Annotated in this window: 18 protein-coding genes and 1 pseudogene; 14 read left to right on the top strand and 5 right to left on the bottom strand. The window is 58.9% G+C overall.

Annotation, left to right across the window (positions count from 1 at the left end; translation table 11 throughout):
- Positions 1 to 5 precede the first annotated feature (5 nt).
- The 5 genes from RO009_01610 (at position 6) to RO009_01590 (ending at position 4,863) form a co-directional block, all read left to right on the top strand.
- Positions 6 to 272 (top strand): hypothetical protein, encoded by a 267-nt coding sequence (locus RO009_01610; protein ID MDT3683723.1) that lies wholly within the window; start codon positions 6 to 8, stop codon positions 270 to 272.
- Positions 269 to 1,696, top strand: a complete 1,428-nt coding sequence (locus RO009_01605; protein ID MDT3683722.1) for an FAD-binding protein — start codon at positions 269 to 271, stop codon at positions 1,694 to 1,696. The genes RO009_01610 and RO009_01605 overlap by 4 nt, the downstream gene beginning before the upstream one ends.
- 52 nt (positions 1,697 to 1,748) lie before the next feature.
- Positions 1,749 to 3,110, top strand: coding sequence for an MFS transporter (locus tag RO009_01600; GenBank protein MDT3683721.1), 1,362 nt, complete (start codon positions 1,749 to 1,751; stop codon positions 3,108 to 3,110).
- 138 nt (positions 3,111 to 3,248) lie between these two features.
- Entirely contained in the window at positions 3,249 to 4,187 is a 939-nt protein-coding gene (locus RO009_01595; GenBank protein ID MDT3683720.1) for a fumarylacetoacetate hydrolase family protein, read from the top strand.
- A gap of 4 nt (positions 4,188 to 4,191) precedes the next feature.
- Entirely contained in the window at positions 4,192 to 4,863 is a 672-nt protein-coding gene (locus RO009_01590) for a flavin reductase family protein (GenBank protein MDT3683719.1), read from the top strand.
- Between the two features lie 453 nt (positions 4,864 to 5,316).
- Here RO009_01590 and RO009_01585 read toward each other — a convergent pair whose 3' ends face one another.
- On the bottom strand, positions 5,317 to 6,633 hold the full coding sequence (locus RO009_01585) for an aminomethyl transferase family protein (GenBank protein ID MDT3683718.1): 1,317 nt from the start codon (positions 6,631 to 6,633) through the stop codon (positions 5,317 to 5,319).
- 63 nt (positions 6,634 to 6,696) lie between these two features.
- Positions 6,697 to 7,479 (bottom strand): GntR family transcriptional regulator, encoded by a 783-nt coding sequence (locus RO009_01580; protein ID MDT3683717.1) that lies wholly within the window; start codon positions 7,477 to 7,479, stop codon positions 6,697 to 6,699.
- Positions 7,480 to 7,635: 156 nt separating this feature from the next.
- Between RO009_01580 and RO009_01575 the strand changes: the two genes are divergently transcribed.
- Complete coding sequence (locus tag RO009_01575) at positions 7,636 to 8,817, top strand: ABC transporter substrate-binding protein (protein MDT3683716.1); 1,182 nt, start codon at positions 7,636 to 7,638, stop codon at positions 8,815 to 8,817.
- A 172-nt stretch (positions 8,818 to 8,989) separates the two neighbouring features.
- Here RO009_01575 and RO009_01570 read toward each other — a convergent pair.
- Positions 8,990 to 9,085, bottom strand: a pseudogene (locus RO009_01570) (IS30 family transposase).
- Between the two features lie 109 nt (positions 9,086 to 9,194).
- The gene (locus tag RO009_01565; GenBank protein MDT3683715.1) at positions 9,195 to 9,758 is read right to left on the bottom strand and encodes a MarR family winged helix-turn-helix transcriptional regulator; all 564 of its coding nucleotides are present in this window, start codon (positions 9,756 to 9,758) and stop codon (positions 9,195 to 9,197) included.
- Positions 9,759 to 9,899: 141 nt separating this feature from the next.
- On the opposite strand from RO009_01565, the gene RO009_01560 reads away from it, so the two are divergent.
- The 8 genes from RO009_01560 to RO009_01525 all read left to right on the top strand — a co-directional run bounded on the left by RO009_01560 (position 9,900) and on the right by RO009_01525 (position 19,414).
- Positions 9,900 to 11,672, top strand: coding sequence for a CocE/NonD family hydrolase (locus RO009_01560; GenBank protein ID MDT3683714.1), 1,773 nt, complete (start codon positions 9,900 to 9,902; stop codon positions 11,670 to 11,672).
- A gap of 58 nt (positions 11,673 to 11,730) precedes the next feature.
- Positions 11,731 to 12,615 carry a branched-chain amino acid ABC transporter permease gene (locus RO009_01555; protein MDT3683713.1) on the top strand — a complete coding sequence of 295 codons (885 nt, stop codon included), beginning with the start codon at positions 11,731 to 11,733 and terminating at the stop codon, positions 12,613 to 12,615.
- Positions 12,612 to 13,457, top strand: coding sequence for a branched-chain amino acid ABC transporter permease (locus RO009_01550; GenBank protein MDT3683712.1), 846 nt, complete (start codon positions 12,612 to 12,614; stop codon positions 13,455 to 13,457). Before RO009_01555 ends, RO009_01550 begins: the two co-directional genes overlap by 4 nt.
- Complete coding sequence (locus tag RO009_01545; protein MDT3683711.1) at positions 13,454 to 14,212, top strand: ABC transporter ATP-binding protein; 759 nt, start codon at positions 13,454 to 13,456, stop codon at positions 14,210 to 14,212. The genes RO009_01550 and RO009_01545 overlap by 4 nt, the downstream gene beginning before the upstream one ends.
- Positions 14,209 to 14,922: an ABC transporter ATP-binding protein gene (locus RO009_01540; protein MDT3683710.1), complete on the top strand. Its 714-nt coding sequence runs from the start codon at positions 14,209 to 14,211 to the stop codon at positions 14,920 to 14,922. Before RO009_01545 ends, RO009_01540 begins: the two co-directional genes overlap by 4 nt.
- Positions 14,923 to 14,939: 17 nt before the next feature.
- Complete coding sequence (locus RO009_01535) at positions 14,940 to 16,121, top strand: ABC transporter substrate-binding protein (GenBank protein ID MDT3683709.1); 1,182 nt, start codon at positions 14,940 to 14,942, stop codon at positions 16,119 to 16,121.
- Between the two features lie 61 nt (positions 16,122 to 16,182).
- The gene (locus RO009_01530; protein ID MDT3683708.1) at positions 16,183 to 17,709 is read left to right on the top strand and encodes an AMP-binding protein; all 1,527 of its coding nucleotides are present in this window, start codon (positions 16,183 to 16,185) and stop codon (positions 17,707 to 17,709) included.
- Positions 17,710 to 17,737: 28 nt separating this feature from the next.
- A complete protein-coding gene (locus RO009_01525) occupies positions 17,738 to 19,414 on the top strand; it encodes a CocE/NonD family hydrolase (protein ID MDT3683707.1) in 1,677 nt (558 codons plus the stop codon).
- A 298-nt stretch (positions 19,415 to 19,712) separates the two neighbouring features.
- On the opposite strand, the gene RO009_01520 is transcribed toward RO009_01525, so the two are convergent.
- On the bottom strand, positions 19,713 to 21,254 hold the full coding sequence (locus tag RO009_01520) for an IS66 family transposase (protein MDT3683706.1): 1,542 nt from the start codon (positions 21,252 to 21,254) through the stop codon (positions 19,713 to 19,715).
- Positions 21,255 to 21,319: the final 65 nt, after the last annotated feature.

Genomic DNA, 21,319 nt, shown 5'->3' with positions numbered 1-21,319 from the left:
TCGCAATGTTGGATGATAGTGAAAGGTACCCGCTTGCACTACCTGTAGCCGTCCCACCCTACAGGACGTTGCAATTCATTGCGCGCTACGGAGCATCAGTCGCTATTTTGCTCACCGGCGTTGTTCTAGTTGCGGGATTTCTGCTTTGGGGCTTTGGATATGGAGCAGCTTGGATCCCTATAAGCTTCGTATTGGCGGGGTTCACCTATTTGATGATGAACTGCGTCGCCGAACTCGTTCATCTCATCGTCGACACCATGATTCCAAAATGAGCACGGCGCCTGTTGATCTTGTTGTGGTCGGTGGCGGTCTGGCAGGCCTTGCAGCAGCAGTAAGGTCATCTGAACTTGGCTTGAACGTAATCGTGCTCGAGGCCGGCGCTGAGGATCGATATCTCTGCAACAGCAGGATCGCGATGGGTTTCTTCAATGTAGCGTTTCGCGATATTGGGCAAAGCGAGGAGGAACTTCGTCGGGGAATTAATGCCGTAACGTTGAATACAGCCGATCCTGAACTCGTCGAGACTTTCGTTCAGAATGTGGGACGCGCACTCAACTGGCTCCGTAGTCTGGGTATACGGGTTATCCCCGGCAATTGGCGACCAGGTATGGCTGCGATGCTCACTCCGCCGGCTGCTATCGGAGCGGGGCTGCGCTGGCCCGGGCGCGGCCCAGACCAGATGTTGCGACGGCTCGAAGCTCTCCTGATAGCGAACGGTGGAAGGTTAATCCGAGCAGCCAGAGCAAGACGACTTATTATGTGTGCTGATCAGTGCTGTGGAGTCATCGCGGATACCGCGAAGGGCCGCGTCGAATTCTTGGCCGAAGCCGTTTTGATCGCAGATGGAGGGTTTCAAAACTCTGCTGAGCTTATTCGTGAGTTCATCACAGAACGCTCGGACCGTGTGCTTATGCGAAGCGCGGGGACCGCGGTCGGTGATGGCATGAGGATGGCCCTCGAGGTCGGGGCGGCGACGATTGAAACAAACAATTTCTATGGTCACGTACAGTCTGCTGACGCTCTACACAATCCGCGCCTGTGGCCTTATCCAACGCTCGATCATCTCATTAGCGCTGGCATTCTCGTTAACGCTGAAGGCAAGCGCTTCGTCGACGAAGGTTTAGGCGGGGTGTACGTTGCTAATGTAATGGCGCGTCAAACAGACCCCCTTGGGGCCGTCGTCATCTTTGATCGGTATATTTGGAATGGCCGCGCTCGAGATTTCCCTTTGCCGGCAAACCCGTTGTTGGCCATGTGCGGTGCCAAGGTTTATCGCGGTGAAACGCTTCATGACTTGGCGTTAGCTGCAAACCTTCCAATCAATTCGCTGTCAGATACCATTGCTGAATACAATGCATCTGTCTTAGCAGAGAGGACGCAACTTTTGAGTCCAGAACGTTCATCTCACCTGCACAAGCCCATACAAATCGTAAATTCTCCTTTCTTTGCAACCCAAGCGGTTGCTGGTGTCACCTATACAATGGGAGGAATTGCGATCGACGGTAAGGCGCGCGTTAAGCATCAGGCAGGTGGTGTGATAAGGAATCTATTTGCGGCTGGCTCTACTACTGGCGGCCACGAGGGTGGTCCATCCGTGGGCTATACGGGTGGATTGAGCAAGGCGCTGACATTTGGGTGGTGTGCTGCTCATGCTATCGCGAAACATCACGCACCTAACAATCGAAAATTAAATTAGAGACTAGAATGTGAGGAGCGCTTTTGCGCAAAAAGGGGAGGAAAAGTTGAGTATGACACAACAGAATTCTCAAGAGCTGATATCAGCTCGCGTCGAGCGTCTACCGCTTTCGAAATGGCACGTGCGGATGATGTCTATTGCTGGCGTCGCCCACTTTTCGGATGCTTTTGACTCGCTTGCGATTGCCTTTGTTCTCCCGGTACTCGTTGGTCTATGGCAGATTGCTCCTGCTGAAATCGGATTTTTGATCTCCGCTGGGTACGTCGGGCAAATGCTAGGGGCCGTGGGGTTTGGCTGGATGGCTGAGAAATACGGCCGCCGAACTGCCTTGCGCTGGACTGTGGTGGTTATCTCAGCATTCAGCTTGGCCTGTGCCTTTTCCTGGAACTACCTGTCATTTTTCATTTTCCGAACGATCCAAGGCCTTGGCCTCGGTGGCGAAGTACCGGTTGCTGCAACTTACATGAATGAAGTTTCGGCCGCCCGTTTTCGTGGACGAATTGTCCTGTTGCTGCAGTCGGCATTTGCGATCGGCATCGTGGTCACGTCTCTTATTAGCATCTGGATAGTCCCTAACCTTGGCTGGCAATGGATGTTTTATATTGGGGCCGTACCAGCTTTGCTAGCTATCTTCCTACGACGGTTGATGCCGGAATCGCCGCGCTGGCTTGCCAGCAAGGGGCGATTGCAAGAGGCTGACCAGGTTCTGGATAAGGTCGAAGCGGAAGTAACCAGCAACGGAAAGACGTTACTGCCGGCCATACCGGAGAAAATTCCACCGATCGTCGCTGGCGAGGCCAACATGGCCAGCCTTTTCCAGGGTCAGTATTTAGGACGTACGATTGCGCTCTGGATTCTGATGTTCTGCACCTCGATCGTAGGATATGGACTGTTGACGTGGATGCCAACTATCTATCGGACAGTGTTGAAACTGCCAGTTAGCGAAGCTCTCCAATATGGACTTGTCGGTAGCGTGGCGAGCTTGCTGGGTGTTCTGAGTGGAGCTTTCCTGGTCGATCTGATTGGCCGAAGGCCGACATTCATGTTGGGTTTCTTCGGAAGCGCAATTCCTCTGGCAGTTCTCTGGTGGACGCCGTTGCCTATCGCCACCCTCTACGTCGTCACGCTGGCTGGCATTGGGCTGTATTTTATCTCGATGCTACTGAGCGGGCTCTACCTCTATGTTCCGGAATTGTATCCGACCCGGATGCGTGCGCTAGGTGCTGGCGTTGCGAGCGCTTGGCTCCGAATCGGTGCAATCGTCGGACCGTCGATGGTTGGCTGGATCCTTGGTGTCAGTGATCTGAATTCTGTTTTTTTGATGTTTGCTTTGGTAGGCGTGGTGGGAGGACTTGTGATCCTTTTCGCCACCATCGAAACACGGGGTCGGCCACTGGAACAACTCGCGCCGTGATCCTGGACGCAGGAGATTCATGGCGATGATTGCAAGCGGCATAGGTGTTGTCGCCTCGTTTTAACGAGGACCAGAAAAACGGCAGTCGCGGTTTCGCGACTGCTTCTCCCAACAGAATACTGCAACCGGAGATCGCTCGTGCTCGAACGTGGTTATCGACTCATCAGTTATCTCGAGGAGAACGGACAGACAACGTCCGGCGTTCTCATTAACGATCGAATCCATGCTCCTTCAGCCTTGTTAGAGGGCGTGACGCTGTATGATATGTCCGTGTTGGGCATGTTGCAGCAGTGGGATGAAATACACGCGGCGCTTGATCGCGCGGCGAAGGCCATAAATGCGGAACAGGGCATAAAGCTGTCCGACGTGAAGCTGATGGCACCAATTCTCTATCCAGGCGCGCTGTTCTGCGCCGGCGCGAATTACTGGGACCATCTTGAGGAAATGTCGGAAATCGCGATGAAGACCACTGGCAAAAAGCCGGATATGACGAAGGCTGCCGAACCGTGGTTCTTCCTGAAAACCTGCGCCGGCTCGATTATCGGTAGCGGAGAACCCGCGCGCATCCCAAATTTCACCAAACAGCTTGATTGGGAAGCGGAGGTCGGTGTTGTAATCGGCCGGAAAACACGAAATATCACCGAGACCAAAGCGATGGACGCGGTCGCCGGTTTCGTTATTGTGAACGATTTGTCAGCGCGTGATCTGATGAAGCGCGATGGATCAGTGTTTGTCTATGACTGGATCGGTCAGAAATGCTTCGATGATGGGGCGCCGATGGGGCCTTGGCTCACACCGAAAGCTTATGTCGACAACCCGGAAGATATGTCGATCAAGCTTTGGGTGAATGGTGTTCTCAAGCAAAATTCTAGTACCTCTAAGCTTGTTCACAGCATGCGTGAGCAGATTGCCTATCTCAGTCGCCATATCACGTTGCAGCCAGGTGACGTAATCGCAACCGGCACGCCGGCTGGCGTCGGGCTGCCACGCGGCGAGTTCTTGAAAGTAGGCGATGAAGTTAAAATCGAGGTCGGCGGTTGCGGCGCACTTGTCAATCATATGATTGCAGAAGAGTGAGGAAATGAGTACACGGAACGAAAGTGCGGTAGTACAAGATAAAGTTAGCTTGCCGGAGAAATATTGGGATCGCGCATTTGCCCCATCATCGTGTCTTGCGATCATTACGACGGTTGACGGGCAAGGTCGCGTCAATGCGGCGGCGTTCGGAACTTGTACGCGGGTCAACCACAACCCAGTCTATATCGCCTTTACGACTACGATCGGGAATAATACTTGCGACAACGTATTGGAGACAGGCGAATTCACTGTCAATTTACCAACATTTGACCGCGCGATACTGGAGCAGGTTATGGTTGTCGGCTTGCCGTTTGCTGCTGGAACGAGCGAGATCGAAAAGGCCGGCCTGACTGCCACCCCAGCCGAGGTGATGCGCGCCCCACGGATTGTTGAATGCCCCCGGCATTTCGAATGCAAAGTCGAATGGACAAAAGAATGGGCCGGCGGCCGATTGATGGTTTGTGGTAGATTGGTTGCGGCATCAGCCGACGCAGGCTGCCTTAATGCGAAAGGTTACATCGACTGGGAGAGAGTGCGGCCCGCGCATTATTGCGGCGCACCGTATGGCAACATGTTCGTAAAGGCGTACGAAACGATGACCGTCGATGTGCCGTACAAAGGGCCCGAATATAAGGCTTTTGAGGAGATACGAAAAGCGTTCTTCGAAGATATGTGATTCTCGCGTCGATTTGTAGTAGCGGCGCCTAAAGAGCTGTCCGTGTCGCAAGTCTATCCGGCCGGCGGGATAGCGGCGAATCAGTGACGCTATTGCGGGATGAGGGGGCTTTGCAGGCTTATGGTCGGATGGTGGTCGTTCTGGTCCGATCGCGATCAGCGATTGAGGTAGAGATCTAGACGATGCGGTAGCAAATAGTGTCTCCGGCGAACTGCTCCTGACAAATTCATCTTCAGCGCCATCGATCGATGCGATGCGTTGATGAACGTGGAGCTGGACATCATTGTTGCTGGCACGCGCCGGGCTCAAATCGTACTGGCGTTGAAAGTCGCGACCTCTTGGCGGTCATCGCCGCGCTCTCCATGGCAAAACGGATACACTTAACAGTGAATAGGTCTGATACCGGTCTATCATCACGAGATCAAGCATTTGACAAGCGCGACGACGACTCAGTTATCGAGGCCGGGATCGAATGTCATGGTAATCATGTGCAAAGGCAGCAAGGTCGGCACGTCGGTTGTCCGTCTTATAGGGTGCCGGCGCAACCGTCGCCCGGATCTCTTTCTGCGGATTGCCCGGCTCGCCCCAGATGACGATTACCTCGGTACCGATATCACTATGCTCCACGTCTATCGTGCACAGCGAAAGCATCTGCCGGAAATAATAGCTGTATCCACGCGAAGTAGCGACGCCAACTAGTCTACCGTTGTGCAGCACCTTGTCGGCGTACATGAACCCACGCTGGTCGCGCGGCATATCCATGAAGGCGTAAGGCTTGCCTTTGCGGAACAGCGAAGCGTGCACATCGAGAACATCATCGCTGTTCCAAACAAGCGTGCGCATCGTGCGCTTCGGATTTGCAACCTCGGTTTCCAATGCCTTTCGGCCGATGAAATCGTGGTCGAATTTGATGTTCCTTGCCCAACCGAGTTCGACTGGACTGCGATACCAGGCACTCACGTCGTCGGCTTCGAAGCTGCCGGCGATGTTGAACGTGATCGCATAGGCCGGCATTACCGTCTTGAATTCCTCCAGATACTCTTTCATGTCCTCGCCAAACATAGCCGGAAGGTAGTCGCTCACGATTGTCGGGAAGCACGCCTCAAGGTGGTTGATTGAGGATACACGAGCTCCCATGCGACGAATCCCGAAGTCGCTTCCTGCCTCCAGGATCGCGCCATAAACCTGTTGGCTGAATTTGCTGGGTCCCTGCAATTCAAAGCCGATTTCGCCCGCCATGCCTTGGCGTAGCGCGAGCATCTCGCAATCGCCTATCCGAATCCTACCGAAATGCATAAAAGGAATGCCGCGCACGCTCATGCCGGCTGCCCGCTCTAGAACCTGCGGCGAGTTCGGCCCAGAAACCTGAAAATTGAACCAATCGTCCTGTTCGGAACTCGCATTATAACGGCCGTGACGCATTTTGTAATCGGCCCAAAACCCGCCGCGACCGAACAACATAAATTCGTCCTCTCCAAGCCGACTGAGGATGCCTTCGTGGATTACCTTTCCAGCTTCGTTGCAGTGGATGACATGCTTGGCCTGGCCGATATCGAACTTAGCGAAGCTGTTGACCGAAATATCCGAAAATAGTTTCAGGGCATCAGGACCGCGGAAGCGACGTTCCCACAGAAACGACCAGTCTCCGATATAGCACGTCTCCTTCCACGACATGCTCTCGTCAAGCCAATCGGTGTATTCCGGCTTACCGAACCGAACATTGAAATAGCCTTCTGGGGTAGTTCTGAGACTTGCAGGCGTTACGTTCATCACTGTGGTCCTTGCACCAATCGTTCGGCGGATAGCGAATCGGTCAATCGTGGTGTCATCTGATCAGAGATGATGTTTGCGGATCAGGCTTAACCCTGGAAACTGGTCGAGCGGCTCGCGGCCATCTAAGGCGAGCCGAAGGTATTTCCAAGCGCATCGCGAATGCTCGATGGCAAGGCCTTCGGCACGCTTGCCCTCACGATTGCGGATGGCCTCAACAATGCTTCGGTGTTGTTCCTGCGCCACCGCCATGATCGTGGCTGCGCCTGGTAATCCCGAGCGAGAGGATTTCACGAAAGCGTTCGGAGCGGCGAACGGCAGGCTCAACACGCGCTCAAGCGAACGTTTCACCATAGCGCTCTGACTTGCTTCCACCAGCAGTGCGTGAAACTGATCGTTCAGCCGGACATAATTGCTGGGATTTGACGTTGCGGTAAACTCCGCAACGGTCGCCTCAAGCTCGTTCGTCACGTTCTGCAACTGCTCGAGAACGAACGGCGACGCTCCTCGCTCCGCTGCAAAGCGTGCTGCCATGCCTTCGAGAGTGCCGCGAATCTCGATCGCATCGAACACGTCCCGCTCGGTGAACGAGCTGACCGCATAGCCGCCAGACGGCAAGGCTTCGAGCAGGCCCTCGTCACGGAGTTGGGCTAATGCGGCGCGTGCCGGTGTCCTCGACACCCCAAACCGTTCGACCAGTAGAGGCTCCGCAACCCGCCCCCCGGGCGCCAATTCCCCGTCGATTATCAGCCCGCGCAAGGCGAGTACCGCCTTCAGAGTTTGCGAACGCGGGGCCTCATCAGTTGGTCTGTTATTGGCGGCAACCTTTGTCGGCATCGCACCCATTCTTAGCTTATAAAGTACCTTTGGTATACGATAGTGTGGTAATAATCTCTCATCAAGGTGGATTTTCCTTATATTTTCCGACCAACTAAGGTTGACAGTATACTGAGAGTATTTCTATGCTTTGTTCACGTTTGCGTCTAAAAGGAAGGCAACCAGATGCATTGGAGAGCAGCAGGAGCCACACTCGCAGTCGCGCTCAGCCTACTACCCGCCGCGGTCGGTAGCGCTTACGCCGAGGACGCAGTGAAGGTTGGACTCATTGTGCCGATGACCGGTCCATTTACTTCGACCGGAAAGCAGATCGAGGCGGCGGTCCGCCTTTACATGGCCGAGCACGGCACAACAGTTGCCGGCAAGAAGATCGAGCTCATTCTCCGCGACGACACCGGCAACGCAGAAATTACCAAGCGCTTGGCGCAGGAGCTCGTGGTCAAGGACAAGGTGAGTTTCTTGGCCGGCTTCGGTCTGACGCCGCTCGCGCTGGCGACCGCGCCAATCGCCACCGAAGCCAAGGTGCCGCAGATCGTCATGGTGGCGGGCGCTTCAGTCGTTACCGAGCGCTCTCCGTTCATCGTTCGGACCAGCTTCACCGTCGCGCAAAGCGCGGCGACCATCGCCGATTGGTCGGCCAAGAACGGCATCAAAAAGGTGGTTACGCTCGTTAGCGACTATTCGCCTGGGCACGATTCAGAGAAGTCGTTCATCGAGTATTACAAGAAGGCTGGCGGCCAAATCATCACAAGCTTGCGTGTGCCGCTGCAGAATCCCGATTTCGCGCCGTTCCTCCAGCGCGCAGCGGATGCCAGGCCGGATGCGATCTACGTGTTTGTTCCTTCCGGTCCGGGTGCTGTATTGATGAAACAATTTATTGAGCGCGGCTTGGATAAGGCGGGCATGAAGATGATTGGCGATGGCGCGCTAACAGACGACGACATTCTCCCCAACTATGGAGACGCTGCGATCGGCGTTATCACGGCCCATCTCTACGCGACCGCACATTCCTCAGCTAAGAACAAATCCTATGTCGAGGGATTCAAGAAAGCTAATCCAGGCCTGCGACCCAACTTCATTTCGGTTGGCGGCTACGATGGCATGCACGTCATTTACGAGGCATTGAAGAAGACTAATGGCAACACCGACGGCGCCGCGCTCGTCGAAGCGATGAGGGGGCTGAAGTGGGAAAGCCCGCGCGGGCCGATCTCGATCGATCCTCAGACGCGCGACATTATCCAGAATATCTACATTCGCAAGGTCGAGAAGGTTGGCGGGGAATTACAAAACGTGGAGTTTGCTACATACGAGGCCGTCAAAGATCCTGTGAAGGCCACAGTGAAGTAGTCGAAAGATGAGAACGTCGACATTGAGCTAGCAGCAGATCGCGTCGGTAACGCGCAACTGCTCGACTATGCGGATGTTGTTGTGGAGGACGGCAGTCACGCCGAGTTGAGCGCCGAGATGCTTGGGGTCGGCCACGGTTTCGTCGGCGCTATGATGCTGTCGGCGCTATGATGCTCAGGTCGATGTCTTTCGGGAAGCACTGACGGAGCAGCCCGATAGTGTTCTCGTTGGTGCCACACTGCCAGGCTCTTTGCGGATCGCAGAAGTAGGAAGTAGACCGACGCTTGCCGATAGACTAACGGGGTACAGACCAATTTCTGCGCGATCACGCTGATGCGATAGCGGTTACCTAAATCTTCGCCACTTGCCCTCGAGTCTTAGAAGCTGTCGATATAGCGCTTTGAGCGCTTTGAGCGCTTTGATACCCCTCTTTTAGCGCGACCTTTGAAAATGCTCTTAGAGGTGTGATCAGGTTCGGACAGCAGGCTGTCGGCCTGATTTTGCAGGATATCCAGCAGTTCGTTGAGCAGGACCCGGTTGGGTCGGTTGATCTTGGCAAGCAACTGCTCGTGGCGAGCGACCGCGAAAGGAACCATCCTACGCACCAGGGCGCGGCCCTTGGGCGTCAGTGCCAGCAGAATGATCCTGCTGTCTTCCTCGTGCACTTTCCGCACGACCAGACCTCGCTCCGCCAGTGAGGCAAGCGATCGGCTGACCCAAGCCTTGTCGATACGGGTCAGGCGGCTGACACCGTTGGCACTCAAGGGAGAATGAGCGCCGATGGTCGCCAGGATTCTCAGATCAGTTATCGAGATGTTGTAGCGCGAGCGATAGACTTGGCTAGCGGCGCGTACGATCGTGTCGACAATCCTCGTCAGCTTGTAGGTGATCAGACTCTCGAGGATATGAAGTTCTGGGTCGTCGCTATGGATTTCGGTCATCTGGTTTTGACAAAGGTCAAGTGTGGCGTTGTGCTTTGCAGCAGAGAAGGCATTTTAGGCCGGTGTTGTGACAACGTTGTCTTGACAACGATCAGTCGGGAACCCATGCTGCTGCGTCTTTGAGAGGGGGAACGATGTTTCATGGCGTTCGATGAATACAAAGGCGCGATGTTCGGCACAAGGTGGAAAACCTCCTCGCGGAAATTTGGAGTGGTTGCCGAGCAGGACGTCAAAATCCCTATGAGCGACAGCACCAGGCTCAGCGCCAATGTCTGGAAACCGAAATCCGAAGACCCGACGGAACGATTTCCCGTTATCCTCAGCTTCCATTGCTATCATGCCGATGGGCAGACTGGCCCGATCAAGCCTGCGGCGCTGTCCACGGCGCAATGGCGTAATGCAGGCCAGGAACGGACCAATGCCTCGCTCGAATCCGGGGATCCAATCTTTTTTGCGCGACGCGGCTATGCGCATGCGGTTTGCAACGCGCGCGGTACGGGAAAATCGGAAGGGCTATGGGACTTTTCCGGTCCGCAGGAAACGAAGGACGTCTACGAGACCATCGAGTGGCTGGCGGCGCAGCCTTGGTGCGACGGCAATGTCGTCATGTTCGGCGTGTCTTATTTTGCGTGGATCCAGCTGCTCGCGGCTTCCCTCAACCCGCCGCACCTGAGGACAATTTTCTGTCCATGGGGGTCGACCGATTTCTACAGGGATTTCACCTACCGCGGGGGGATGTTCTCATACAAATGGCCGATCGGTTGGAGCGCGACATCGCTGATCTACGGTAAGTGCCGGCCTGCCAATCTCTCCAAACAGCGCATGGGGGAAAAGGCTTATCGCGAAGCGATCGCACGGCTGCTAGAGGACGACGACGTCAACGCTGTTCCCGAGCTTGTCGCGGCACTGAAGGATCCGGAAAGCGGCGTCAATCCATTCGTCGTCGATCTCGCCTTGCATCCGCTTTACGACGACTTCTGGAAGGAGCGCACTGCCGATTATGCCAATATCCGGATTCCCGCTTTTATCGGCGGTTGCTGGGGCATGTTCGGCATCCATACGCCTGCTGCGTTTCGCAGCTGGGAGCATCTCCAGGTTCCCAAGAAGATGATTATAGGCCCGCCGGTCTATCTCGACCGGCCAGTCTACCAGCTTCAGCATGAGGCGGTGCGTTGGTTCGACCACTGGGTTAAGGGCATCAACAACGGCATCATGCGCGAGCCGTCGATTCAGATCTTCATTTCAGGCACCGGCGAATGGAAGCAGGCGACCGACTGGCCGCTGCCGGAAACCAAATGGGTGCCCTTCTACCTGCACGAAGCGGGGCTGCTGAACGAGCACGAGCATTGGAGCTATGAGGGAAGCGATTCCTTTGAGGATTCGCCCTGGATGCGCGGGAAGCTGCAGTATGTGACGCCGCCGCTCGTGGAGAATACCGAAATCTGCGGTCCGATCGCCCTGAAGCTCTTTGCCTCGACGACCGACACCGACGTCAACTGGATCGTCTCGCTCCTGGAGATTGACGCTGACGACAAGGAGCATTTCGTAACCAAGGGCTGGCTGAAAGGCTCGCACCGCGAGCTCGACCTGGAAAAGTCAAAGCCGTGGGAGCCGATCCATAAGCATGCCAATCCGCAGGCGCTGTCACCCGGAGAGATCTACGAGTTCGACATCAAGCTGATTCCAGCCGGCCGGCTGTTCAAGGCAGGCTCGCGCCTGGCGCTGCGAATCCGCTGCGTTGACGACGAGCCGAAGAACCCGTTCGAGCTTGCGGGCTCAGGCAGCTTGCCGCGCACAGCGGTCAGCCGTGTCACGGTTTTCCATAACGAGGATCACCCGTCCTATTTGCTGCTGCCGATCACCCGCGGCAATCTGCTGAATACTTTTCTCTCCGGCGGCCTTTATCCGCAATGAGCCCCTCCGCCCACCGCGTCCGCCTGCGGACTTGCGCCGCTGCTCACTGGGAAAGCCGATGCTGATTGAGCAGATCATCAATGGCATCGTGCTTGGCAGCATGTATGCGCTGATTGCGCAAGGCTACACGCTCGTCTTCGGGGTTCTGGACAAGCTGAACTTCGCGCATGGTGAGGTTTTCATGCTGGGCGGCTTCCTTTGCCTGGCAAGCGTCGCGCTCGGTGCGCCGCTGTCGATCGCGCTCCTGGTAACGGCGATTATCTCTGCGCTGCTCGGGCTTGCGGTCGAGCTGGTCGGCTTTCGCAAGTTCCAGTCGCCGGACGCGCATATCACCGCCGCGCTGAGTTCCTTCGCCATCGGTCTTGTGATTATCGACGTGTCGCAGAAGATCTGGGGCGCTGAGCCCGTGGCGCTGACCCTGCCGGGCAGCCTGCAATCGGCGACGGTCGAAATCTTCGGCATTCGGCTAGTCGCGCTACGGCTTGCGATCCTCGCCATATCGCTCCTACTGATGCTCGTTCTTTATCTCGTGGTGGCAAAGACCGGGCTCGGCCGCAAAATTCGCGCGGTTGCCGAATCGCCGATGAAGGCGCGGCTGTTTGGCATCGACGTGACCCGGGTAAACCAGCAGGTCTTCGTTATCGCTTCGGTGATGGCGGGGCTTGCCGGGCTCGCGCTCGCAGTGCGCACTGGCTATGCCTCGACCGATGTCGGTTTCACCTTCGGTCTCAAAGCGCTGGCGATCATGGCGATCGGCGGCATGGGCGATCTGCGCGGCGCGCTGATTGGCGGGCTCCTGGTCGGCGTCCTCGAATCCCTCGCCTTTCATTTCGGTGCTGGCCAGCTCGCCGATGTCTTCGTCTGGGTCTTCATGATCGTGGTGCTGCTGGTGCGTCCCTCCGGGCTGTTCGGCAGCCTGCTGCCACGAGACATCCGCGCATGATCCAGGATTATATCATCTTCACCGGCGTCAACATCGTGCTCGCCTGGAGCGTCTACGTCATTCTGCTGGCCGGCAGCCTGTCCTTCGCCAATGGCGGCTTCATGGCGATCGGCGCTTATGTGTCCGGCGTGCTAACAGTGAAATTCGGCCTGCCACTGGTCGCCGCCGCAGCGCTTGCCGGCGTCGCCGCCGGCGCGGTCGGCGTGCTGGTCGGCTTTCCCGCGCTGCGCACCCGCGGCATCTATCTGATGCTGGTGACGGTCGGCATCGCTGTCTCGGTAAAGGCGGTGATCGAATCCATCGATTATGTTGGCGGCGTACAGGGCTTTGGCGGTATGGTCGGGACCACGCCTTGGCATGTCGTCGCGCTGACGCTATTGGTCGGCTGCGGGCTGTGGCTTCTGACGAAGTCGCCGCTGCAGCGCATCCTCGACGCGGTGCGCGAGGACGAACTGGTCGCCGGCTCGCTCGGCATCAACGTGCTCTATGTCAAGCTCGCCTGCATCGGCATCGGCGCCTTCCTCGCCGCCGTTGCCGGCAGCTTCTATGCACATCACCTCATCCATGTGACGCCCGATCAGTTCAGCATAACGCTCTCTGTTTTCATCGTGCTCTATGCTGTGCTCGGCGGTACCAACAATATGTGGGGTCCCGCGCTCGGCGCGACGATCATGACCCTGCTGCCGGAATTCGTGCGCGGTTTTGAGAGCTGGCGGCCGACGATCTTCGGCGTCGTCATCCTGGTTCTGCTGCTCGTGCGGCCAGACGGGCTTCTCTCCTTCCGCGTGCCAAGCACGCGTGCCAAAAGCACCGCCCGAGCGGATCGATCGGACGCCGCATGACCTCCGAACCCATTCTTGCGATTGAGAGCCTTAGCAAGTCCTTCCACGGGCTGATCGCGCTCAATGCGGTGTCACTTGAGGTCCGGCGCGGCGAAATCCTCGGTCTGATGGGACCGAACGGTGCCGGCAAATCGGTCCTGGTCAATGTGGTCACTGGCATCTATTCGGCGAGTGGTGGCGCCGTGCGCTATCGCGGGCGCGACGTGACGCAGCTGCCGAGCCACAAGCTTGCGCGGCTTGGCATGGCACGCACCTATCAGAATATCCGGCTCCTGCGCCGGATGACGGTGCTGGAGAATGTGCTGGTCGCCGACAAAGCGCATGTCGCGCGCCCACTGCGCGCAGGATTGTCCTGGCATAAGCACGGTGACAGATCGGCGGCGATGGCGCTGCTGGAGCGCGTGCATCTCATCGACAAGGCCGATCGCGGCGCGGGCTCGCTCGCTTATGGCGAAGCGCGGCGGCTGGAGATCGCCCGGGCACTGGCCGGCGGGCCCTCGCTCCTGTTCCTCGACGAGCCGGCCGCGGGAATGAACGAGCAGGAGACTTGGGAGCTCAACCGCACCATCCAGTCCTTGCGCGAGATGCTGGAAGCTCTCGTCATCATCGAGCACGACGTCGCACTGATGCAGAAGCTCGCCGATCGACTTGTGGTAATCGATTCCGGCCGCAAGATTGCCGAAGGCAGCCCGGCCGAAGTCCTGGCGCAGCCGCACGTGATCGAGGCCTACCTCGGAACGGACGAGGCGCAATGACGAGCATTCTCTCCGTCGCCAACCTGCACGCCTCCTACGGGCCGATCAAGGCGTTGCGCGGCTGCACGTTGGAGGTCCGCGCGGGCGAGGCGGTGGCCGTGGTTGGCGCCAACGGCGCCGGCAAGACCACGCTCCTACGCGCTATCTGCAATATGCTGCCCTGGAGCGGTGCCATTCGCTTCGAAGGCGCCGCGACCGACACTATTCCGACTCATCGGCTGGCGCGCCGCGGCATTCTTCACCTGCCGGAGAACCGCGGTATCCTTATCACTCAGACGGTGTTGGAAAATATGCGGCTTGCCTTCGACGCCCATCCGTCGGAGCGATCTTTCGCGGAGGCCGCGGACGAGGCCTTCGCGCATTTCCCGCGTCTGAGGGAGCGGCAGGCGCAGCCTGCCGGTAACATGTCGGGCGGCGAGCAGCAGATGCTGGCGCTCGCCCGCGCCATCATCAGCGCGCCGAAAATCCTGCTGCTCGACGAGCCGTCGCTCGGCCTGTCACCGCGGATGGTGCGCGAGGCCTACCGCATCCTGCGCGGCTTCAAGGAGCGCGGAATGGCCATACTTCTTGTCGAGCAGAACGTACATGCCGCCTTGCGCTTTGCGCATCGCGGCTACGTCCTGCGGCAGGGGACGATCGTGCAGCAGGTCGATGCCGGCGCGCTCGATCGCGATACCGAACTGTTCAACAAATATCTCGGATCCACATAACGAGGGAGGACTGAACTATGTTGCACCGGCGCAAACTGATTTCCGGATGCCTGATCCTGGTGAGTATGTTCGCGGGCACCGCGCTTCTCGCGGCCGATAAGCCGCCGATCAAGATCGGCGGCAGTCTGCCGCTGTCCGGCTTCCAGGCCCCGAATGGCACCATGTATCGGATCGGTATCACTATGGCGATCGAGGACCTGAATGTTGCGGGTGGCATCAACGGCAGCAAGATCGACTTCCTGCTTGACGACGACCAGGGGCGCGCCGACCAGGCGGTGCTCTTGTTCCGCCGACATGTGGCGGACGGTGTGGTTGCCTCGCTCGGACCGATCTCCGGCACCACCTGGGAGAGCGTGGCGCCGCTCGCCAACTCGATGAAGGCGCCAGTACTGAACTTCACCGCGCTAAAGCCGGGCATCTCCAAAAAGCCCTATGCGTTGCGGGTGCATCCGACTGACGAGATGATGGTGCCGGAAGGGGTCGCCGAATTCCTCAAAAAGTATCCCAAGGTCAAGAAGGTGATCGTGGCCGGCGACTTGAAGGAGGCCTCGGGCGCCTCTGGCGTGCATGAATTCCAGAAAGCGGCGAAAGCCAACAGCCTGGAGATCATCGACACCGTGGGCTTCGACACCCGCACTACGGATTTCTCACCGATCGCAATCAAGATCCGCGGGCTTGCGCCCGACGCGATCTTCCTTTCGGCCTTTCCGCCCAACGTCCTTGCCATCCTGAAGGAGCTGGACACGCAAGGGGCGAGCCCGCCGGTTCTGGTGAATGCGTTGATCTGGCCCGGTAATTTTCCGCAGGTGGTGAGTGCCGGCGCGAAGAATGTCTACACCATCGGTTTCAACACCAACGAATCTGCGCCGGGTATTAAGGGGCACGACGACTTCGGCGCCCGCTACGCCAAGCTCTCGGGCGAAACCACGAGCCTCGCCAAGCCCGCCAATGTTGCTAATGCGACGCTCGCCTATGACGCCATGATGCTGCTCGCCGGCATCATGAAGGAGAAGAAGATCGACGGCTCGACCGACGTGGGCCAGGCGCGCACCGCGATCATGGAGGGGCTCGCCGCAGTCAAGTCGTGGCAGGGGCTGAATCGGATTGAGATGCGCGATTCCGGCGACGGCTACATTCGCTCGCGCCTGCTTGAGATCGATCCTGCCAACAAGGCTTGGCGCTATAGCCTGCCGCAATAGCGGCGCCGGCACGAGGCCGCAGGCGGCAAGCTCGCCGCCTGCGGCGCGCAAGGAGGACAAAATGCTGGGAACGCTGCGCGACTGTTTGGAGGCGAATGCGCGCCGCTGGCCCGATCGGCCGGCAATCATCGGCGAGGAGCGCGTCTATACTTATGCCGAGCTCGACGCGCACGCTAATCGGTTGGCGCATCTGCTGCATTCGCTCGGCCTGCGTAAGGGCGACGCGGTCGGCCTATTGCTAAACAACTGTCCCGAATTCGCTATCGGCTTCGTCGCATGCCAGAAGCTCGGCGTGTTGTCGTCGGCGCTGAACTACCGCCTTTCGCCCGCTGCCATCGGCAATGTGGTGGAGCAGGAAGCGCTGGCTGCGATCATCTTCAACGCCGGCTTCTCCAGGACGGTGGAGGGGCTGATCGGGCGGGGGAACTGCCGATATATCGGCGTTGGGCAGCCGCTACCGCGGGGCGTGCTGGACTTTGCCGATTGCGCTGGCGAGCCGGCAACGCCGCCGCCGCCGGCGGCGATCGCAAGCGGCGATCTGTGCAACGTGATCCACACCTCCGGCACCACCGGAGTCCCGAAAGGTGCGGCCTTTACTCATGCGACCCAGATCCTCACCGCCATCCAGTACTGTCTGGAAATGGGGCTCGACCGCGGGCATGTGGGCATGAGCCTCGCGCCGGTGGTCATCGGGGCAGCCACCAATTTTTTCGTCGCCTATCTCTTCGTCGGCGCGAGCCAGGTAATGATCAGCGACTACGAGGCGAAGAAGGCGCTGCGCCTGATCGAGCGGCACAAGGTCACTGAGCTTTTTGCCGTGCCGACGCAGATGCATCAGCTCCTTGAAGCGCGGGCCGAACTCGCCGCGCTCGATATTGGCTCGCTGCGGCTGTTGCGCAGCGGCGGCTCGCCTTTGCCCAAGACCCTGTTGCATCAAGTTCGCTGTGTGCTCGGCTGCGAGGTGCTCAACACCTACGGTACGACCGAGAGCTGCACCGCCATCACCACCTGCCATACCGGCCTTGAGCCGGAAGACAAGTGGGAGAGCATCGGCAAACCGAGCTATTTCCAGGAGGTGCGCGTGATCCGCGCAGCCGACGGCATCGAGGCAGCGCCGGATGAGGTGATCGCCATGCCGGGCGAAGGTCAGCTCATCAACCGCGGGCCGCAATGCATCAGTGACTATTTCTGCTCGCCCGGTGAGACGCTACGCGCGCGTGAGGGATGGCAATATGCGCGCGACATCGTGCGCCTCGACCGTGATGGCTATCTTTATCCTGTCGACCGCGTCGATAACGTGATCATCAGCGGCGGCGAGAATATCTATCCGCAGGAGGTGGAGTTCTTCCTGTCCAAGCATCCCGGCATCGCTGATGTCGCTGTTTGCGGCGTCGCCGACCTGAAATGGGGACAACTGGTCAAGGCGCTGGTCGTGCGGCGCAGCCCCGATCTCACCCCCGAAGAGATCGACCGCTTCTGCCTCGACAGCGACGAACTGCCGCGCAGCCGGCGGCCCAAGATCATCGAATTCGTCAACGAACTGCCGCGCAACGTGCTCGGCAAGATCGACCGCACAGCCCTGCGTTAATCAACCAGCCACGTGAGAAGTCAAGCCAATGTCCTACGAGAGAATCTTCAAGAAGGGTGCGCCGCCCGAGAGCCATCAATATCCCGGACTTGGCTATCGCGTGGTCCGCGAGCACGGCATGATCTTCGAGCGTGATGTCGCCGTACAGATGCGTGACGGGGTGAAAATTTATGTCGATGTCACGCGCCCTGAGTCGAAGGAGAAGGTGCCGGCGCTAATCGCCTGGAGCGCCTACGGCAAACACCGGCCCTTCCAGTACGGTTACTTTTACAAGGAAGGCGGCGTCAAGCGTGAATGGTATTCGCCCTACACGAATTTCGAAGCGCCCGATCCGCTCTACTGGGTGCCGCGCGGCTACGCCATCATCAACGTGGACCCACGTGGTACATGGCATTCGGAAGGGGAAGCAACCTATTGGGGCCATGAGGAGGCGCAGGACGGCCACGATCTCGTGGAATGGGCCGGTGTGCAGGACTGGTGCAACGGCAAGGTGGGCCTGTCCGGCGTGTCCTATCTCGCCATCATCCAATGGCTGGTGGCGGCAACGCGGCCGCCACATCTCGCCGCCATCAACCCCTGGGAAGGCTTGAGCGATATGTATCGCGAATTCGCCTTCCATGGCGGCATCCCCGAGACCTTCTTCTCTCCCGTATGGCAGAAGTCCATCTCCTATTCGATCGGCTGCGTTGAGGACGTGCCGGAGATGATGAAGGCGCATCCGCAGTTCGACGACTATTGGGCGAGCAAGGTGGCCGACTTTTCCAAAATCGAGGTGCCGGCTTTCGTGGTAGCGAGCTGGGCCGATCAGGGCCTGCATCTGCGCGGCACACTGGAGGCCTATAAGAGAGTCGCATCCAGGGACAAGTGGCTCGTCATCCACGGCCGCAAGAAATGGGAGAATTATCACCAGCCGGACAATGTGGAGAAGCAAAGGATATTCTTTGACCACTTCCTGAAGGGAATCGGCAACGAGGTGCCGCGCTGGCCTAAGGTGCGGCTCGAAGTGCGCGATCGCTACTACGTCGGGAAGGTCAGGAACGAGAATGAATGGCCGCTCGCTCGCACCGAATACAGAAAGCTCTTTCTTGACGCACGCAGCGGCGCGCTTCGCGCGTCCCCGCTAAAGGCCAGGTCCTCGGTCTCGTATGACGCACCGGGAGACGAGTCGCGCTGCCCTGCGGCGTACCGCGACGAACGGGCCCAGTTCGATTATGTCTTCCGGAAGACGACCGAGCTGACTGGGCACATGAAACTCAAGCTCTGGGTCGAGGCGGTCGGCGCCGACGACATGGATATCTTCATTGCTGTCCAGAAGTTCGATCGTCATGGCAAATACGTGCCCTTTGCCGCCTTCAGCGCGCTGGAGGACGGGCCCGTAGCGCTCGGCTGGCTGCGCGCGTCGCACCGGGAGCTTGATGAGGAGCGCTCGACCCCGCATCAGCCGTGGCTGCTGCACCGGCGACAGATGAAACTGAAGAGTGGTGTTCCGACGCCGGTCGAGATCGAGATCTGGCCGTCCGGAACCCGTTTCAAGGCCGGCGAGAGACTGCGCGTGGTTGTGCAGGGCAGCGACATCTATAAATATGCGCGCTGGATGGTGCTGGCGCGCCATCCAAAGACTATCAATGCTGGCCGCCATGTGATCCATACTGGCGGCCGCTGCGACTCGCACTTGCTCGTGCCGGTGGTCGCAGCCGGAAGCTGACGAAGAATGTGCGGGGGCCGGTTTGCAGGTGCAACACAAGGCCGAGTTTCTGTCGGCGGTCTGGACGGTTGCGGTATTGCTATTCGCTGGCTTTGGCCGGGGGGAGGGGCCGGCCGCCAGAAAGCCTCACCTTGACGCGTCCACGCTCCGTTCTCGCCATCTCGCTCTCCTCAATCTGTAAATCGAGAGCCGAGAACAGATCGTGTTCGCGAGAGACCAAACAAGCGTGCACCTCGAATCCCTCATAGCGATTTCAAATTCCCTGTTCTTGTGTAACCGTCCATTTCTAGCACGTCGCTCAGGCTGCGGTGGCTAGAGGGCCCCAGTTCCACGGCAGCAGGTCATCGAGCCGGCTCATGGGATGGCCGTTGGACATGCGTTCCAGCACGTCCTTGAGGTAGGCGAATGGCTCGACATCGTTGAGCTTCGCGGTTGCCAGGAGGGAGGCGATGACCGCCCAGCGGACTGCCCCGCCATCGGAGCCGGCGAACAGATGGTTCTTGCGGCCGAGCGCGATGGGGCGGATGGCGCGTTCGACCGTGTTGTTGTCGAGCTCGATGCGGCCGTCACCGAGGAATCGGCAGAGAGCTTCCCATCGGGCCAGCGCATAACGGATCGCATCGGCCAGAGCGCCTTTCGGCGGGATCCGACTGAGTTGGGCCTCGAACCAGATCTTCATGGCTCGGACCAGCGGCGACGACTTGACCTGGCGTTTGGTTTGTCTTGCCTGGGCCGCTTGGCCCCGGATGCTTGCTTCGATCGCGTAGAGTTCGGCGATACGGCTGAGCGCTTCGGCCGCGATCGGTGAGCCGGTCGCCTCGTGCACCTCGTAGAACTTGCGCCGGGCATGGGCCCAGCAAGCCGCCAGCACGATGTCACCGCGGTCGGTCAGCCGCTCAAAGCCGGCATAGCCGTCGACCTGCAGAGTGCCGCGGAATCCTTTGAGATGGGACGCGGGACGTTCGGCCCTCCGATCCGGACTGTAGAAGTAAACCGCCGCCGGTGGCTCAGGTCCGTTCCAGGGCCGATCATCACGGGCATAGACCCAGAGCCGTCCGGTCTTGGTGCGACCTCGGCCAGGATCGAGCACCGGGATCGGCGTGTCGTCGGCGAACAGCGTCTGCGAGGCGAACACATGCTCGGCGAGCCGCGCCTGCAGCGGCTCCAGCCACCAGACGGCGCCACCGACCCAATTGGCCAGCGTCGAGCGGTCGAGCTCGACACCCTGCCGGGCGAAGATCTGGCTCTGCCGATACAGAGGGAGGTGGTCGCAATACTTGGAGACCAGCACGTGAGCCAGGAGGCCAGGCGTGGCCAGACCCTTGGCGATGGGCCGCTCCGGAGCCGGTGCCTGGTGGATAGTCCCGCAGGCCCGGCAGCCATAGCGCGGCCGACGGATGCGGATCACCCGCAGCCGCGCCGGCACATGATCGAGCATCTCGCTGACAGTCTCGCCGATCAGATGAAGCGGGCCGCCACAGCAGGGACAGGCCTCATGTTCGATATCGAGATGAACGTGCTCGCGGGCGAGATGCGCCGGAAGGCTCGGCCGCTCGCACTGTGCCTTCGGCGTCTCGGTCTCGGCTGTTGGAAGCGGAAGGCTGGCTTCGACGCGCGCAACGTCGGTGTTGATGTCTTCGAGGCCGAGCTGCAGTTGATCGTCATCGAGCCGCTCGGCGCGCCGGCCGAATTGACTACGCTGCAGCTTCTTGATGATGAGGTTGAGCCGTTCGATCTCGGCCTTTGCTTCGCTGAGGCTGGCGCGCTCGGCCGCGAGCGAGCGCACCAGATTCTGCAGCGTCTCCACATCGTCCGGCAGAGCGGCAAGATCGATGTCCATGAGCGGAATATATCCTGACTCGCAGACCGCCACACCAAGCGACGTGCCGTTGAGTCAATCCGCCG

The sequence above is a fragment of the Pseudorhodoplanes sp. genome (assembly GCA_032027085.1).
Lineage (GTDB): Bacteria > Pseudomonadota > Alphaproteobacteria > Rhizobiales > Xanthobacteraceae > Pseudorhodoplanes.
This window is presented reverse-complemented; position numbering and strand designations above follow the sequence as displayed.

What these genes read in the sequence shown, in the direction of transcription:
- RO009_01530 (MDT3683708.1), top strand. Translation starts at nt 16,183, where the DNA reads ATGCTGGGAACGCTGCGCGACTGTTTGGAGGCGAATGCGCGCCGCTGG.
- RO009_01535 (MDT3683709.1), top strand. Translation starts at nt 14,940, where the DNA reads ATGTTGCACCGGCGCAAACTGATTTCCGGATGCCTGATCCTGGTGAGT.
- RO009_01550 (MDT3683712.1), top strand. Translation starts at nt 12,612, where the DNA reads ATGATCCAGGATTATATCATCTTCACCGGCGTCAACATCGTGCTCGCC.
- RO009_01590 (MDT3683719.1), top strand. Translation starts at nt 4,192, where the DNA reads ATGAGTACACGGAACGAAAGTGCGGTAGTACAAGATAAAGTTAGCTTG.
- RO009_01525 (MDT3683707.1), top strand. Translation starts at nt 17,738, where the DNA reads ATGTCCTACGAGAGAATCTTCAAGAAGGGTGCGCCGCCCGAGAGCCAT.
- RO009_01610 (MDT3683723.1), top strand. Translation starts at nt 6, where the DNA reads ATGTTGGATGATAGTGAAAGGTACCCGCTTGCACTACCTGTAGCCGTC.
- RO009_01545 (MDT3683711.1), top strand. Translation starts at nt 13,454, where the DNA reads ATGACCTCCGAACCCATTCTTGCGATTGAGAGCCTTAGCAAGTCCTTC.
- RO009_01540 (MDT3683710.1), top strand. Translation starts at nt 14,209, where the DNA reads ATGACGAGCATTCTCTCCGTCGCCAACCTGCACGCCTCCTACGGGCCG.
- RO009_01520 (MDT3683706.1), bottom strand. Translation starts at nt 21,254, where the DNA reads ATGGACATCGATCTTGCCGCTCTGCCGGACGATGTGGAGACGCTGCAG.
- RO009_01585 (MDT3683718.1), bottom strand. Translation starts at nt 6,633, where the DNA reads ATGAACGTAACGCCTGCAAGTCTCAGAACTACCCCAGAAGGCTATTTC.
- RO009_01575 (MDT3683716.1), top strand. Translation starts at nt 7,636, where the DNA reads ATGCATTGGAGAGCAGCAGGAGCCACACTCGCAGTCGCGCTCAGCCTA.
- RO009_01565 (MDT3683715.1), bottom strand. Translation starts at nt 9,758, where the DNA reads ATGACCGAAATCCATAGCGACGACCCAGAACTTCATATCCTCGAGAGT.
- RO009_01555 (MDT3683713.1), top strand. Translation starts at nt 11,731, where the DNA reads ATGCTGATTGAGCAGATCATCAATGGCATCGTGCTTGGCAGCATGTAT.
- RO009_01580 (MDT3683717.1), bottom strand. Translation starts at nt 7,479, where the DNA reads ATGGGTGCGATGCCGACAAAGGTTGCCGCCAATAACAGACCAACTGAT.
- RO009_01600 (MDT3683721.1), top strand. Translation starts at nt 1,749, where the DNA reads ATGACACAACAGAATTCTCAAGAGCTGATATCAGCTCGCGTCGAGCGT.
- RO009_01605 (MDT3683722.1), top strand. Translation starts at nt 269, where the DNA reads ATGAGCACGGCGCCTGTTGATCTTGTTGTGGTCGGTGGCGGTCTGGCA.
- RO009_01560 (MDT3683714.1), top strand. Translation starts at nt 9,900, where the DNA reads ATGGCGTTCGATGAATACAAAGGCGCGATGTTCGGCACAAGGTGGAAA.